This is a genomic window from Kitasatospora purpeofusca, from assembly GCF_000718025.1.
Lineage (GTDB): Bacteria > Actinomycetota > Actinomycetes > Streptomycetales > Streptomycetaceae > Kitasatospora > Kitasatospora purpeofusca.
Genome location: NZ_JODS01000018.1, coordinates 49,573 through 64,729 on the forward strand (window position 1 = coordinate 49,573; position 15,157 = coordinate 64,729).

The 15,157-nt window shown below is 73.1% G+C and carries 12 protein-coding genes; 10 read left to right on the forward strand and 2 right to left on the reverse strand.

The annotated features are described in order from the left end of the window. Positions 1–76 precede the first annotated feature (76 nt). On the forward strand, positions 77–472 hold the full coding sequence (locus tag IF01_RS0124035) for a hypothetical protein (RefSeq protein ID WP_030395598.1): 396 nt from the start codon (positions 77–79) through the stop codon (positions 470–472). Between the two features lie 70 nt (positions 473–542). Here the strand turns inward: IF01_RS0124035 and IF01_RS0124040 are convergent, their stop codons facing one another. Next, complete coding sequence (locus tag IF01_RS0124040; RefSeq protein WP_030395599.1) at positions 543–2,042, reverse strand: TolB-like translocation protein; 1,500 nt, start codon at positions 2,040–2,042, stop codon at positions 543–545. Positions 2,043–2,579: 537 nt separating this feature from the next. Beyond that, the gene (locus tag IF01_RS0124045; protein WP_030395600.1) at positions 2,580–3,224 is read right to left on the reverse strand and encodes a GntR family transcriptional regulator; all 645 of its coding nucleotides are present in this window, start codon (positions 3,222–3,224) and stop codon (positions 2,580–2,582) included. A 118-nt stretch (positions 3,225–3,342) separates the two neighbouring features. On the opposite strand from IF01_RS0124045, the gene IF01_RS0124050 reads away from it, so the two are divergent. The 9 genes from IF01_RS0124050 (at position 3,343) to IF01_RS51125 (ending at position 15,115) form a co-directional block, all read left to right on the forward strand. Beyond that, positions 3,343–5,379 carry a beta-galactosidase gene (locus IF01_RS0124050; protein WP_037780960.1) on the forward strand — a complete coding sequence of 679 codons (2,037 nt, stop codon included), beginning with the start codon at positions 3,343–3,345 and terminating at the stop codon, positions 5,377–5,379. 44 nt (positions 5,380–5,423) lie between these two features. Further along, positions 5,424–6,773, forward strand: coding sequence for an aminomethyl-transferring glycine dehydrogenase subunit GcvPA (gcvPA, locus tag IF01_RS0124055; protein ID WP_030395602.1), 1,350 nt, complete (start codon positions 5,424–5,426; stop codon positions 6,771–6,773). Beyond that, positions 6,770–8,365 (forward strand): aminomethyl-transferring glycine dehydrogenase subunit GcvPB, encoded by a 1,596-nt coding sequence (gcvPB, locus tag IF01_RS0124060; RefSeq protein WP_030395603.1) that lies wholly within the window; start codon positions 6,770–6,772, stop codon positions 8,363–8,365. The genes gcvPA and gcvPB overlap by 4 nt, the downstream gene beginning before the upstream one ends. Next, the gene (locus IF01_RS0124065; RefSeq protein WP_030395604.1) at positions 8,362–9,525 is read left to right on the forward strand and encodes an ATP-NAD kinase family protein; all 1,164 of its coding nucleotides are present in this window, start codon (positions 8,362–8,364) and stop codon (positions 9,523–9,525) included. Before gcvPB ends, IF01_RS0124065 begins: the two co-directional genes overlap by 4 nt. Beyond that, positions 9,522–10,271: an SDR family NAD(P)-dependent oxidoreductase gene (locus tag IF01_RS0124070; protein ID WP_030395605.1), complete on the forward strand. Its 750-nt coding sequence runs from the start codon at positions 9,522–9,524 to the stop codon at positions 10,269–10,271. Before IF01_RS0124065 ends, IF01_RS0124070 begins: the two co-directional genes overlap by 4 nt. A gap of 115 nt (positions 10,272–10,386) precedes the next feature. Further along, the gene (locus tag IF01_RS0124075; RefSeq protein WP_030395606.1) at positions 10,387–11,703 is read left to right on the forward strand and encodes an ABC transporter substrate-binding protein; all 1,317 of its coding nucleotides are present in this window, start codon (positions 10,387–10,389) and stop codon (positions 11,701–11,703) included. Beyond that, complete coding sequence (locus IF01_RS0124080) at positions 11,700–12,674, forward strand: carbohydrate ABC transporter permease (RefSeq protein ID WP_208624350.1); 975 nt, start codon at positions 11,700–11,702, stop codon at positions 12,672–12,674. Before IF01_RS0124075 ends, IF01_RS0124080 begins: the two co-directional genes overlap by 4 nt. 9 nt (positions 12,675–12,683) lie before the next feature. Next, on the forward strand, positions 12,684–13,526 hold the full coding sequence (locus IF01_RS0124085) for a carbohydrate ABC transporter permease (protein ID WP_030395608.1): 843 nt from the start codon (positions 12,684–12,686) through the stop codon (positions 13,524–13,526). Beyond that, entirely contained in the window at positions 13,526–15,115 is a 1,590-nt protein-coding gene (locus IF01_RS51125; protein WP_030395609.1) for an amylo-alpha-1,6-glucosidase, read from the forward strand. Before IF01_RS0124085 ends, IF01_RS51125 begins: the two co-directional genes overlap by 1 nt. Positions 15,116–15,157 lie beyond the last annotated feature (42 nt).

A 15,157-nucleotide genomic window follows, 5' to 3' on the forward strand; every position in this document is an offset into this window, starting at 1 on the left:
GGGAACCGCCGGTCGGGGTCCGTGCGTGATCGGGGGTGTCCCGGTACTTCCCGTCCTCGCACACGCTTGGAGTCCCATGACCGACTACCGGACCGTCGGCCTCGTCCATCTGTTCATCGCCGCCGTCTCGGTCCTCGTCCCGTTGATCGGCGCCGTGGTGGCGGGCACGTACATCCGCCGCCGGGGGCGCAACGCCCGGCTGGCGATGATCGGTTGCCTGGTCGCGGCCCTGGGGCCGATCGTCCTCGTCCTGGGGACGGGTTTCGGCCTCGACACCCTGTTCGGGAGTGTGGGGCCGCTCGTGGCACTGAGCGTCGTCTCGGCGGTCTCGGCCCTGTTCCACCTGGCCGGTCTCCTCCTGATCCTGGCCGGGGCCCTCACCGTTCCGGCCCGGCCCGCCGCTCACCAGGCTCCCTATCCCTACGCTGCGCCGTTCTACGTCTACCCGACCGACGCGCCCCCGGGGCACTGACGCGGGGGAGACGTGCCGGTGCCCGCCCCGCGAACGTTGCGGGGCGGGCACCGGATCGGTCGAGGAAGCGTCAGAAGAGCGGGAGGCGGCGGCTGAAGGCGTCGGTGACGGTGTTGGTGTCACCGGGGACGAGGGTGCCGTCCTCCGAGGTGAAGACGAGGGTGGTGCCGAAGGCGTCGATGAGGGGCTCGGAGGAGAAGCCGGCGGTCTGGGCGCCGTCGGAGGAAACGCTGACACGCTCGGTACGGCCGGTCCACAGGTCGTGCCGGAAGATGTCGTCGGTCAGGTTGGTGTCGCCGGGGACGAGGTTCTCGGCGTCGGACATGAAGTAGACCCAGCGGTTCCCGGCGGCCATGACGGCACCGTAGGAGGACCCGGTGGTCACGGTGCCGGGCAGGCCGGCCGGGAGGCGGCGGACGGTGCCCTGCCGCAGGTCGCGCACGAAGACCTCGTAGTGGCGCTGCGAGCCGGAGCTGTCGGGGGTGTTCGGCACGAGGACGGCGAACAGCGCGTAGCGCCCGTCGGGGCTGAAGGCGCCGTCGGAGGAGCCGACCAGCTGGCCGGTCTCGTCGATGCTGCCGCCCTTGAGCTGCCCGGTGGCGACGTCGTGGACGTAGAACGGGTACTGGCGCGGCCTGGTGACCTCCGCGCGGGCGCCGGTGGCGGCCCCGGCGGCGGGGGCGTAACCGTGGCGGGCGGGGCGGCCGGGCACGTGCTCGTCGGCGGTGGCCGAGGCGTCGGACGCGGCGAGGGAGGAGACCTGGCCGCCGCCCTCCTCGGGCGGGAGCAGGTTGGTGGCCTTGGAGATGAAACCGACCCGGCTGCCGTCGCCGCTGATCACCGGCGCGGCGGACGGGCGATCGGCGGGCGTGCCGTCGGCGGCCCGGGTGACCAGCCGGGTGGTGCCGGTCCACCGGTCGAGCAGGTAGACGTTGGCGACGCGGTTGACCGGGTCCGGGACGAGGTCGGTCCGGCTGGAGGCGAAGGCGACGTAGCGGCCGTCCCAACTGATCGACGCCAGATAGGAGTTGAGGTCCGGTGCCTCGCGGTGCGGGTCGCCGGTGGTGAGCCGCTCGGTGCGGTCGGTCCAGCGGTCGCGGAGGTAGATGTCCTCGGCGCCGTTGGTGTCGCCGGGCACGAGCGCGGCGGTGGAGGTGAAGACGACGTAGCGGCCGTTGCCGCTGATCGAGCCGTCGTAGGAGCGGCCGTCGGCCTGGGCGCCGGTGGAGGTGAGGCTGACCCGCTCGGTGCGGCGTGTGAGGAGGTCGCGGACGAACACGTCCGCCGCGCCGTTGGTGTCGCCGGGCACCAGGTTGGTGGCATCGCCGCCGAGGACGGCGTACCGGCCGTCGGCGCTCACGCTGTCGGCCCAGGTCGCGCCGTCGGGCTGGGCGCCGCCGATGCCGACGGTGAGCCGGGTCGTGCCGCCGGCCGTGGACGTCGCCGGGGCGGCGGTCGCGGTCGCGGCGGTGCCGGTGAGGAGGCCGACCGTCAACAGGGCCGCGGTCGCGGCGAGGCGCCGACGGCCGGGCCGTCCGACGGCGATGGTGGGCGTGGTGCTGCTGCTCATCGGGAGTCTCCCTGGATCGCGCCCTCGCCCGCGCGCCCGGTGGTCCACCGAGGACACACGGCCCGCCCCCCGGCGGTCGGCTCGGGGCCGAGCCAACCGGCTCGGACGGGATGCCGTCAACTGCCTGAGCGGGCCTTCGACGACATTCCGCCATTGCGGCGCCTGCCGCGGCAACAAGTGCTGAGCGGAAGGGACTTGGCGGAGCCCGACGGTCGAAGGCGGTCGGGTGACGGCCGGACGGCGCCGGGCCCGGACCGAACCGGGGAGGCCGGGATGTGCCGCAGCCGTGATGTGCCGCAGCCGTCCCGGGTCCGACGGGGGAGGCGGACCCGGGACGGGCTGAAGTCGCGCTGCTGACAAGCGCGTTCGCCGGGCCCGAGGGGTCGGGGTCCGGCTCTCCGACTACGGTGGCCCAGCTCGGCCGGGGTGCCAACGCGGACCGCCCGCCCGGCCCCTACCCGGGCGTCAGTGGCTGCCCCAAGGGGCAGCTCCGGCGCGGTGCACCGGTGCGGTGGACCGGTGCGGTGGACCGGCCTCTCACTCCGCCGGGATGTGCGCGAGCATCCGCTCCATCCCGCCGACCCAGTTGGCCCGCAGGGCGGTGATGGCGCCGGGCAGGTCGTCCTCCAGCAGTCGGCGGGCGATCTCGCAGTGCTCCTCCGACTCGCGCGCCACCGGCTCGTCCTCCGCGACGACCAGGTTCTCGTAGCGCCGCATCCCGGCCTTGACCCGGCCGAGCAGGTCGATCAGGCGCTCGTTGGAGCAGCCGCTGAGCAGCAGGCCGTGCCACTCGTCGTCGCGCCGGTCGACGGTCGCGTGGGTGGCGACCTGGTCCGGGAAGCCCTGGGCGAGGTCCAGCAGGCGCGGGGCGATGGCCCGCAGGTGGGCCGGGTCGGAGGACTCCAGCGCCAGCGACTCCAGGGCGGCGACGATCGCGACCAGTTCGCGGAACTCGGTGCGGCTGACCGGTGCGAAGCGGAAGCCCCGGCCCTGGTTGCTCTCCAGTACGCCCTCGCCCGCCAGGGCGATCAGGGCCTCCCGCAACGGGGTGCGGCTGACCCCGAGTTCGGCGGCCAGGACCGCCTCGTTCACGTCGGTGCCGGCCGCGAACTCGCCGCGGGTGAGGCGGTCCATCAGCTCGTCGCGGATCTGCTCGCGCAGTGGGCGGCGCTCGATCGCCATCGGGGTCCCCCTTTTTTCGGATTCGCAGCATAGCTCTTGACCGCATTCAGTGTACTGCACTATGTATTTTGAATACAAAATTCTGAACGGGGTCCTCGACCCCTCGAGGAGGCGGAGCATGGGCCTGACCCGGGTGCCGGGACTGCTGTTCGGAGGCGACTACAACCCCGAGCAGTGGCCCGAGGAGGTCTGGCAGGAGGACGTCCGGCTGATGGCGGAGGCGGGCGTCAACCTGGTCACCGTCGGCGTCTTCTCCTGGTCCCGACTGGAACCCGCCCCCGGCGTCCACGAGTTCGGCTGGCTGGACCGCGTCCTCGACCTGCTCCACGAGCACGGCATCGCGGTCGACCTCGCCACCGCGACCGCGACCCCGCCGCCCTGGCTGGTCCGCGACCACCCGGAGGTGATGCCGGTCGACGCCGCCGGGACCAGGCTGGAGTTCGGCTCCCGGCAGGGCTACTGCCCCTCCTCGCCGGTGTTCCGCGCCGCCACCGTCCGGCTCGCCCGCGCCGTGGCCGAGCGCTACCGCGACCACCCCGCCCTCGCCCTGTGGCATGTGAGCAACGAGTACGCCGACCACACCGCCGAGTGCTTCTGCCCGGAGTCGGCCCGCGACTTCCGCCGCTGGCTGAAGGAGCGCCACCGCTCCCTGGACGGCCTCAACGCGGCCTGGGGCACGTCCTGCTGGGGTCAGCACTACACCGACTGGACCCAGATCGAACCGCCCCGAAAGGCGCCGGGACCGGTCAACCCGGCGCAGCTGCTGGACTGGCGCCGCTTCTCCAGCGACGCCCTGCTCGCCTGCTTCGAGGCCGAGCGCGCGGTGCTCAAGGAGGTCACCCCGGACGTGCCGGTGACCACCAACTTCATGAGCGTGCTGCGCGACCTCGACTACTGGGCCTGGGCCGCCGCCGAGGACGTCGTCACCGACGACGCCTACCCGGACCCGGCCGACCCCCGGGCCGCGGTGAAGGCCGCGCTCAGCTACGACCTGATGCGCTCGCTGAAGCGGCAGCCCTGGCTGCTGCTGGAGTCCGCGCCGAGCGCGGTCAGCTGGCGGCCGGTCAACGTCCCCAAGGACCCCGGGGTGATGCGGCTGCACAGCCTCCAGGCGCTCGCCCACGGCTCCGACGGCGTGATGTTCTTCCAGTGGCGCCAGGCCCGCTACGGCCCGGAGAAGTTCCACTCGGCGATGCTGCCGCACGGCGGCACCGCGACCCGGCAGTGGCGCGAGACGCTCGCCCTCGGCGCGGACGTCCGCCGGCTGGCCGAGGTGGCCGGCAGCACCACCCGGGCCGAGGTCGCGCTGCTGCTGGACTGGGACAGCTGGTGGGGGCTGGAGGCGCCCGAGTCGATGCCCTCCGACCGGCTCCGGCTGCACGAGCTGCTGCTCTCCTGGTACGCGCCGCTGCACGCCCGGGGCATCGCCGTCGACCTGGCCCCGCCCGGGCGCGACCTCTCCGGCTACCGGCTGGTGATCGCCCCCAACCTCTACCTGTGCACGGCCGAGCAGGCCGCCGCGCTGGCCGCCTTCCCCGGCCACCTGGTGGTCGGGCCGTTCAGCGGCGTGGTCGACGCCGCCGACCAGGTCCACGACGGCGGGGCGCCCGGGCCGCTGCGCGAACTGCTCGGGGTGCGGGTCGAGGAGTGGCGGCCGCTGCCGGACGGTGCCACCCAGGAGGTGGAGACGGCGGACGGCACCCGGCTGCGCGCCCGCACCTGGACCGAGTGGGTGGAGGCCGACGGGGCCGAGGTGGTGGCGCGCTACCGGGGCGGCCCGCTGGACGGCCGCCCGGCCGTCACCCGGCGGGTTGCCAGGACCGGAATCGCCACCGCCGGCGCCACCTATCTGAGCTGCCTGCCCGAGGACCCGTCCCCGCTGCTGGCCGAGGTGCTGGCCGCCGCCGGGGTCACCGGCGTCGCCGGACCCGACCTCCCCGAGGGCGTCGAGGCCTGCCGCCGCGGCCCCTACCTCTTCCTGCTCAACCACGGCAGCCGGACGGCCACCGTCCCGCTGCCGTCCCCGGCCACTACCGACACCGATACCACTACCGACACCGACGCCGTGTTCACCGACCTGCTGACCGGCCGTCCGCTGCCGAGCGGCCCCCTGTCGCTCGCGCCCGGCGACGCCGTCGTCCTCAAGCAGTCCTGACGCAGTCCCCAAGCAGTCCCGAAGCCCTGACCCGAGGAGTGCCAGTGGCCCATCCCTACATCCCCAACGCGGGGCCCGAGACCAGGGCGGCGATGCTCGCCGAGATCGGCGCCCCCGACGTCGCCGAGTTCTACCGCGACATCCCCGCCGAACTGCGGCTCGACCGCCCGCTCGACCTGCCCGCGCCGTACACCGACGAACCCGGCCTGGTCCGGCACCTGCACGGCCTGCTGGCACGCAACACCCACCCGGCCGAACTGCTGAGCTTCCTCGGCCACGGCTGCTACCACCACCACGTCCCGGCGGTGTGCGACGAGGTCAACGGCCGGGGCGAGTTCCTCACCGCCTACGCGGGCGAGCCCTACGAGGACCACGGCCGCTTCCAGGCCCTCTTCGAGTACGTCTCGATGATGGCCGAGCTGCTGGAGATGGACGTCGTCAACGTCCCCGTCTACGACGGCTACCAGGCGACCGGGACGGCCCTGCGGATGGCCGCGCGCCGTACCGGACGCTCCAAGGTGCTGGTGAGCGGGGCGATCGCGGCCGACAAGCTGGCCAAGATCCGCGACTACCTCACCCCGGACGTCGAGGTGCACCTCGCCCCGGTGGCCGACTCCGGGGAGATGGGCGAAGTCCGGCTGGACGACACCTTCGCCGCGCTCTACCTGGAGACGCCGACGGTGCACGGCGTGGTCGAGACCCGGGGCCGGGAGCTGGCCGAACTGGCGCACGGCGTCGGCGCGCTGCTGGTCGTCGGCACCGACCCGATCTCGCTGGGCGTGCTCGCCCCGCCCGCCTCCTACGGCGCCGACCTGGTCTGCGGGGACATCCAGTCGCTCGGCATGCACCCGCAGTACGGCGGCGGCCAGGCCGGGTTCATCGCCAGCCACGACGACGAGCGGCTGGTCGCCGAGTTCCCGTCCCGGCTGTTCGGCATCGCCCCGACGGCGGTGCCCGGCGAGTACGGCTTCGGCGACGTCTTCTACGACCGGACCTCGTTCGCGCTGCGCGAGGAGGGCAAGGAGTGGGTCGGCACCGCGGCCGCCCTGTGGGGCATCACCGCCGGCGTCTACCTGGCGCTGATGGGCCCGCAGGGGATGCGGGAGATCGGCGAGACCGTGCTCGCCCGGACCCGCTACGCGATGCGCGCGCTGGCCGCGGCCGGCGCCGCGGTCCGCCACCAGGAGGCCGTGCACTTCCGGGAGTTCGCCGTGGAGGTGCCGGACGCCGACGCGCTGCTCGCCGACCTGCACGGCCGGGGCATCCTCGGCGGTGTGCGGCTCGGGGACCGCGAGGTCCTGGTCTGCGTCACCGAACGGCACTCGATCGCCGACATCGACACCCTCGCGGCGGCCGTCAAGGACGCCCTCTCCGCCCTGGGAGGCGCCGAATGAGCTCGCACACCGAACCCTTCGCCAGCCTGCCGGTCACGCCCAAGCCGGGCCTGCGCCGCTTCCACCAGGCCCGCTGGGACGAGGAGATCGTCTTCGAGCTGTCCCGGCCCGGCCGCCGCGGCGTGGGCGTGCCCGCGCCCGACGCGCCGCTCGTCGAACTGCCGGAGTCGGTCGCCCGCCGTACCCCGCCCGCGCTGCCCGAGCTCTCCCAGAACCAGGTGGTCCGGCACTACCTGCGGCTCTCCCAGGAGACCCTGGGCGCGGACTTCAACATCGACGTCGGCCAGGGCACCTGCACCATGAAGTACAGCCCCAAGGTCAACGACTCCCTCGTCCGGGACCCGAGGGTCGCCGCGCTGCACCCGTTGCAGCCCGAGTCCACCGTGCAGGGCGTGCTGGAGATCTACTGGCGGCTGGAGCAGATCCTCAAGGAGATCTCCGGCATGGCCAGGGTGTCGCTGCAGCCGGGGGCGGGCTCCGCGGCGATCTACGCCAACATCGCGATGATCCGCGCCTACCACGCCTCGCGGGGCGAGGGCGGGCAGCGCGACCAGGTGATCACCACGATGTTCTCGCACCCCTCGAACGCGGCCTGCGCCAAGGTGGCCGGCTACGAGGTGATCACCCTCATGCCGGACGCCGACGGCAACCCGGACATCGAGGCGCTGCGGGCGGCGGTCGGGCCGCGCACCGCCGCGCTGATGATCACCAACCCGGAGGACACCGGGATCTTCAACCCCCGGATCAAGGAGTTCGTCGACCTGGTCCACGAGGCCGGCGGCCTGGCCTGCTACGACCAGGCCAACGCCAACGGCATCCTCGGCATCACCCGGGCCCGGGACGCGGGCTTCGACCTGTGCCACTTCAACCTGCACAAGACCTTCTCCACCCCGCACGCCTGCGGCGGACCGGCGGCCGGCGCCTGCGGCGTCTCGGCGGCGCTGGTGCCGTTCCTGCCCGGGCCGGTCGTCGACCGGGTCGAGAACGCGGGGACCGCAGCAGGGGAGCCGGAGGTCTACACCCTGACCGTCCCCGAGCGCTCGGTCGGCAAGATCCGCCCCTTCCTCGGCGTCACCCCCAATGTGGTGCGCGCCTACGCCTGGGTGATGGCGCTCGGCGCCGAGGGCCTGCGCGAGGTCGCCGAGACGGCCGTGCTCAACAACAACTACCTGCTGGCGAAGGTCGCCCGGATCCCCGGCGCCTCCGTGCCGTGGGCCGACCGCCGCCGGGTCGAGCAGGTCCGCTACTCCTGGCAGCAGCTGACCGAGGAGACCGGCGTCCACTCCGAGGAGATCGGCATCCGCGCCGCGGACTTCGGCGTGCACTACTGGACCAGCCACCACCCGTACGTGGTGCCCGAGCCGTTCACCCTGGAGCCCACCGAGTCCTACTCCAGGGAGGACCTCGACGAGTACGCGGCGATCCTCGCCCATGTCGCCGACGAGGCCCGCAAGGACCCGGAGTTCGTCCGCAACGCGCCCTACCGCCAGACGGTGCACCGGATCGACCCGGCCTCGCTGGACGACCCGGCGCAGTGGTCGCCCAGCTGGCGCGCCTACCGCCGCAAGCACGGCGGGCAGCCCCAGGCATGATCGTCGGCCTGATCGTGAACCCCGTCGCCGGCCTCGGCGGCGCCGTCGCCCTCAAGGGCAGCGACGGGCCGGACATCCAGGCCAGGGCGCTCGCGCTGGGCGCCGTTCCCCGGGCGGCCGAGCGCGCCGCCGCCGCGCTGCGCGCCCTGCGGGCCCGGCGGCCGGACGTCCTGGTGCGCACCGTGGCCGGACCGATGGGGGAGGACAGCGCCCGGGCGGCGGGCGTCCCGTACCGGCTCGCGCACCGTCCGGCGGCGACGTCCGGCGGAACGGCCGGCTCCGGGGCGACGTCCACCGGCGCCGCCGACACCCGGACTGCGCCCACCGGCCCGGCCGACACCCGGGCGGCGGTCGCGGCGCTCGGCGAGGTGGACCTGCTGCTGTTCGCGGGCGGCGACGGGACGGCGCGCGACGTCCTGGACGCGGCGCCGCGCCCGCCGGTGCTCGGCATCCCGGCCGGGGTGAAGGTGTACTCCGGCTGCTTCGCCCTCAGCCCGGTCGCGGCGGGCGCGACCGTCGCCGGGTTCGACGGCCGGACCGTCGACGCGGAGGTGGTCGACCTGGACGAGGAGGGCCACCGCGCGGGCCTGGTCGGCGCCCGGCTGTACGGCACGCTGCGGGTGCCGGCGGCCCGGGAGCGGCTGAGCGGGCGCAAGACCGGCTCCTCGGCGGCGCCGCCCGGCTCGGCCGAGTCCATCGCCCGCGCGGTGGTGGCGGACATGCGCCCCGGCACCGCCTACGCGCTCGGCCCCGGCGCCACCACGCTCGCCGTGGGGCGGGCGCTCGGGCTGGCGCTGACACCGCTCGGCGTGGACGTGGTCCGGGACGGCGCCCTGCTCGCCCCGGACGTGACCGAGCAGCGGCTGCATGCCATTGCCATGTCACAGGTGACGCATGGTGTGTTGTCGGTGATCGGTGGGCAGGGTTTCGTGATCGGACGCGGGAACCAGCAGTTCAGCCCCCGGGTCCTGGCCGCGCTCGCCGGGGTCGTCGTGCTCGCCACGCAGCAGAAGCTCGCCGCCCTCGGCGGGCGGCCGCTGCTGGTCGACAGCGGCGACCCCCGGGCCGACGCCGCGTTCGAGGGCCACGTCCGGGTGGTCACCGGACACCGTGAATCAGTGCTGTACCGCATCAGTTCGGCGAGTGAGGAGCTTTCATGAACACCCTGCGCAACAAGGTCGCCATCGTCACCGGCGGCGCCTCCGGCATCGGCCGGGCCACCGCCGAACTGTTCGCCGCCGAGGGTGCCGCCGTGGTCGTCGCCGACCTCGCGGACGCGAGCGAGGTCGTCCGCGGCATCGAGGCGGCCGGCGGCCGGGCGCTGGCGGTGCGCGCCGACGTCTCCTCCGAGACCGACTGCGAGCGGATCGTCACCATCGCCGTGCAGACCTTCGGCGGGCTGCACGTCCTGTTCAACAACGCCGGCATCATCCGCCGCCAGACCGCGCTGGAGATATCCGCCGACGACTGGGACCGGGTGATGGCCGTCAATGTGCGGTCCGTCTACCTGATGTGCCGCTTCGCCGTGCCGGCCATGACCGAGGGCGGGTCGATCGTCAACACCGGCTCCGGCTGGGGGCTGAAGGGCGGCGGCAACGCGCTGTCCTACTGCGCCTCCAAGGCGGCGGTCGTCAACATGACGCGTGCGCTGGCGATCGACCACGCGGCCGCCGGCATCCGGGTCAACTCCGTCAACCCGGGCGACACCATGACGCCGATGCTCCGCGACGAGGCGCGCCAGCTCCAGGAGGAGTGGGCGGCGTTCGAGAAGGACGCCGCCGACCGGCCGATGGGCCGGGCCGGCACGCCGCAGGAGATCGCCGCCGCGGTGCTCTTCCTGGCGGGCGACGCCAGCAGCTACATGACCGGCTCCGCCCTCGTCGTCGACGGCGGCGGCCTCGCCTGACACCCCCGCACGACCCCCTCCGGGTACGGAGACGCCACCCCCTCCGTCACGGACCGCAACACCCCCCTTCGCGACACGCGACACCCCACGCTCACGAAAGCCCAGGAGGCATCCGATGTCCGCTTTCACGAGGAGAACAGCCCTGGTCGCCGCCGCGGCGGCCCTGGCCGTCACCGTCACCGGCTGCAGCGGGACCAACGGCGCCGGCGGCGCCGGCGACACCAAGGCCGACGGCGGCAAGATCACGCTCCGCTGGTCGACCTGGGGCTCGGCCGAGGACACCGCGGTCTTCAAGGCCTTCACGGACGACTTCGCCAAGAGGCACCCCGACATCACCCTCAAGCTGGAGCAGGTCGCCTCCTACGAGGACTACCACCCCAAGCTGCTCACCCAGCTCACCTCCAAGACCGCGCCCGACGTCTTCTACGTCGGTGACGACTACATCGGCAAGCTGGTCGCCGACGGCGTGCTCTCCCCGCTCGACCAGCAGCTCGCCGGACCGGACAGCCGCAGCAAGCCCGCCGACTTCTTCGAGGGCATCTACGGCGGCGCCAAGAAGGACGGCGTCACCTACGGCGTCCCCAACGACACCAACCCCGAGGTGCTCTGGTTCGACAAGAAGGCCCTCGCCGCGGCCGGCATCACCGAGGACCCGGCCGCGCTGAACGAGGCCGGCCAGTGGACCACGGCGAAGTTCCTGGAGATGAACGCCAAGCTCAAGGCGGCGGACCGGACCGGCACCATCTTCTGGAACTGGTACGGCGCCAACTACAGCGTCGTCAACGGCTTCGGCGGCAAGGTCTGGGACGGCGGCAGGTTCGTCGCCACCACCGACCCGAAGACCCGCCAGGCGCTGAAGACCCTCGCCGACGGCTACCGGGACAAGACCTTCGCCTCCGCCGACCTGCTGCCCGAGGGCAACGGCCCGTCCACCCAGTTCATCAAGCACAAGGCCGGCTTCTACGCCGGCGGCCGCTGGGTCATCGAGGGCATCGACAAGGGCGGCGACCGCGAGAGCTACGACATCGTGCCGTTCCCGTCCGAGAACGGGCAGCCGATACCCGGCGCCGTCGCCGCCTCCTACCTGACCGTCAACAAGGACAGCAAGCACCCGAAGGAGGCCTTCACCTTCCTGACCGAGTTCGTCAGCAAGGAGGGCCAGCAGCTGCGCCTCAAGGGCGGCAGCGCCGTCCCCTCCGTCCGGGGCGCCGAGAGCCTGGTCACCGAGGGCAACTACCCGCCGCACGCCAAGACCTTCCTGGACGTCCGCGACCGGGGCTTCGCCAACTACCCCGACGAGGTGGCCGTCCCCGGCCTGACCAAGGCCATCAACGACCAGCTGATGAAGATCTGGGAGGGCAAGACCGGCTTCGACGAGGGCATGACCCAGCTCCAGACCCTGGTCGACGGCATGAAGGGCCAGAAGGGGTGAGCGCCCTCACCCAGGCCGCGGCCCGGCGGCGGGAGCGTCCCGCCGCCGGGCCGGCGGGCAGCGCCCCCACCGCGCGCGGCGGCCGCGAGCCGCTCTGGCGCCGCCGCGACCGGCGGTGGGCCCTGGTCTTCCTCGGCCCCCAACTGCTGGGCCTGCTGGTCTTCCTGGTCGGACCGCTCGGCTTCGCCGTGGTCCTCTCCTTCATGCGCTGGGACGGCCTCGGCGACGCCACCTGGGTCGGACTGGACAACTTCCGCACCCAGCTGACCGATCCGGAGTTCGGCCGGGCGGTGTGGAACACCGTCAAGATCGGTCTGATCACCGTGCCCGGCGGCCTCGCCCTGGCCCTGCTGATCGCCCTCGCCCTGCACGGGGTACGCGGGAGGACCGCCTACCGGGTGGTCTACTTCCTGCCGGTGGTGACGAGTTCGGTCGCGGTGTCGGTGATCTGGCAGATGATCCTCGGCGGCGGCGCCGACGGCATCCTCAACGGCACCGTCCACGACATCCTCGGCATCACCCTGCCCGACTGGCTGGCCGACCCCGACTGGGTGGTGGTCGCGGTCTCGGTGGTGACCGTCTGGTCCTCGCTCGGCCTCAATGTGGTGATCTTCCTGGCCGGGCTCGCCACCGTCCCGACCAATCTGCTGGAGGCCGCCCGGATCGACGGCGCCGGGCCCTGGCAGACCCTGCGCTCGGTCACCCTGCCGCTGCTGTCGCCCACCGTCTTCTTCACCGTGGTGGTGTCGGTGATCAGCTCGTTCCAGGCCTTCGACCTCGTCTACGTCCTGGTCAACCCGGACCACAACGAGGGCGCCCAGACCATCGTCTACAAGGTCTACCAACAGGGCTTCCGGGAGTTCCACTTCGGACTGTCGAGTGCCGCCGCCCTGCTCCTGCTGCTGCTGACCCTGATCGTCACGGCGGTCCAGTTCCAGGCGCAGAAGCGCTTCGTCCACTACGAGTCCTGAGGCGCCGCCATGACCACCGTCCGCCACTCCACCGCCCCCCGGCAGCTCCTCCTGCACACCGGGCTCGTCCTCGGCGGCCTGCTGATGCTGTTCCCCTTCGTCTGGATGGTCCTGACCTCCTTCAAGGGCGTCAGCCAGATGATCAACGAGCCGCTGTCCTGGCTGCCCACGCCCTGGCGCGCGCAGAACTACCCCGACGTGCTGAACGAGGTGCCGATCGGGCGGGCGTACTGGAACAGCATGTACATCGCGGCGATCACCGTCGCCGCCACCCTGTTCACCGGCGCGATGGCCGCCTACGCCTTCGCCCGGATCCCGTTCCGGGGCTCCGGACCGCTGTTCGGCCTGTTCCTGGCCACCCAGATGGTGCCCGCCCAGGTCACCATCGTGCCGCTGTACATCATGCTGGCCAAGCTCCAACTGATCGACTCGCACCTGGCGTTGATCCTCCCGGCGATCGCCAACCCGTTCGCCGTCTTCCTGCTCCGGCAGTTCATCCGGGCCGTCCCGGTCGAACTCGAGGAGGCGGCCAGGATCGACGGCGCCGGCCGCTGGACCATCTTCTGGCGGATCGTCCTGCCCAACATCCGGCCCGGCCTGTGGACGCTCGGCATCATCGTCTTCCTGGCCAGCTGGAACAGCTACTTCTTCCCGCTGGTGTTCCTCAACAGCTCGGAGCTGTTCACCGTCCCGCTGCTGCTCGACTCCTTCAACTCCCAGCGCGGCGGCATCGACTACGGGCTCACCGCGGCGCTCTCCGCGATGACCGTGGTGCCGATGCTGATCGCCTTCCTGATCGGGCAGCGCAAGATCCTCAACAGCATGGCCTCCTCCGGCCTGGGAGGCCGCTGATGTCCTCCTCCTTCGTCAACGACCTCGAACTCGACCTGGACGAGCGGCCGTTCACCGAACGCGGCTCCCGGCTGCTGGTCACCGCAGGCCCGGACGGGCTGCGGGTGGCCCGGGCCGAGTACGAGACCCGGCTCGCCGACACCGTCGAACTCACCGGCCTGGTGCTGCACGACGCGGACGGGCACCCGCTGCCGGTCCGCTCCGCGAGCCCCGCGGCGGTCGAATTCGCGGGCGGGGCAACGCTGCTGTTCGCCGACCCGGCCACCCTGGTGCTCGCCGGGCACGGCGTCCACGCCTCCTGGCAGCTGCCCGACGGCACCGGGCGGGCGCTCGCGCTCGACGGCTGCCACGTCCTGCACGGCCCGCCGGGCCGGTGGTCGGCCGCCGCCGTGCGCGCCGCCGCCGAGGCCCGCTGGGCGGCCTGGTTCGCCCGGATGCCCGCCGTCCGCCCCGACCTCGCCGCGGCCGCCGGGACGGCCTGGTGGACGCTGGCCGTCAACCTGCTGCCGATCGCCGGCCGCGAGGGCCTCGTCCCCTCCAAGTACGGCTACGTGGGCGTGTGGAACTGGGACGCGCTCTTCCACGCCGTCGCCCTGCGGCACGCCGATCCGGCGCTCGCCCGGGACCAGATCCTGCTCTTCCTCGACCACCAACTGCCCGACGGCCGGCTCCCCGACGTGGTGCACGAGCACGGCGTGCTCGCCGACACCACCGACCTCCCGCGCGCCGACCACGCCCGGCTCGCCGAGCACGTCGGCACCGCCAACGGCGCCCGGCCCACCCCCGGACCGGTCCCGGTCACCAAACCGCCGCTCGCCGCCTGGGCCGTCTGGAAGGTCCACGAGACCGACCCCGACCTGCCCTTCCTCGCCGCCGCCTACCCCCGGCTGGTCCGCGCCCACCGGTGGTGGTTCGCCGCCTCCGACCCCGACGGCGACGGCCTGCCCGAATACCTGCACCCCTACTCCTCCGGCCTCGACGACAGCCCGATCTGGGACCACGGCCCGCGCGCCGAACCGCCCGACCTCAACTCCTACCTGGTCCTGGAGGCCGACCGGCTGGCCGACATCGCCGACGCCCTCGGCCGGCCCGCCGAGGCCGCCGACTGGCGCTCGCGCGCCGCCGCCCACACCGACCTCCTGGTCGCCCGCCGCTGGGACGGCACCCGCTTCACCACCCTGGCGGCCGGCACCCCCGTACCCGTCCGCACCGCGCTCGACCTGATGCCCCTGTTCACCGGCCGGCTGCCCACCGGCATCGCCGCCACCCTGGAACGCACCCTCCGCTCATCCGCCTACTGGGGCGAACGGCCCGTCCCCACCGTGGCCTTCGACGATCCGGCCTTCGACCCGGAGGCGATGTGGCGCGGCCCGGTCTGGCTCAACGTCAACTACCTGCTGATCGAGGGCCTGCACCGCTCCGGCTTCCCCGACACCGCCGAGGAGCTGCGCGAACGGACCCTCGCCATGGTCCGCGACGGCGGAGGCCTCTACGAGTACTGGAACCCCCTCACCGGCACCCGGGCACCGAGGGCCACCTCCGGCTTCGGCTGGTCCGCCGCGCTCTTCCTCGACCTCGCCCGCGAGTAGCGACCGCCCCGGCGGGAATCCCGTTCCGGGCGGGGTGCTCCG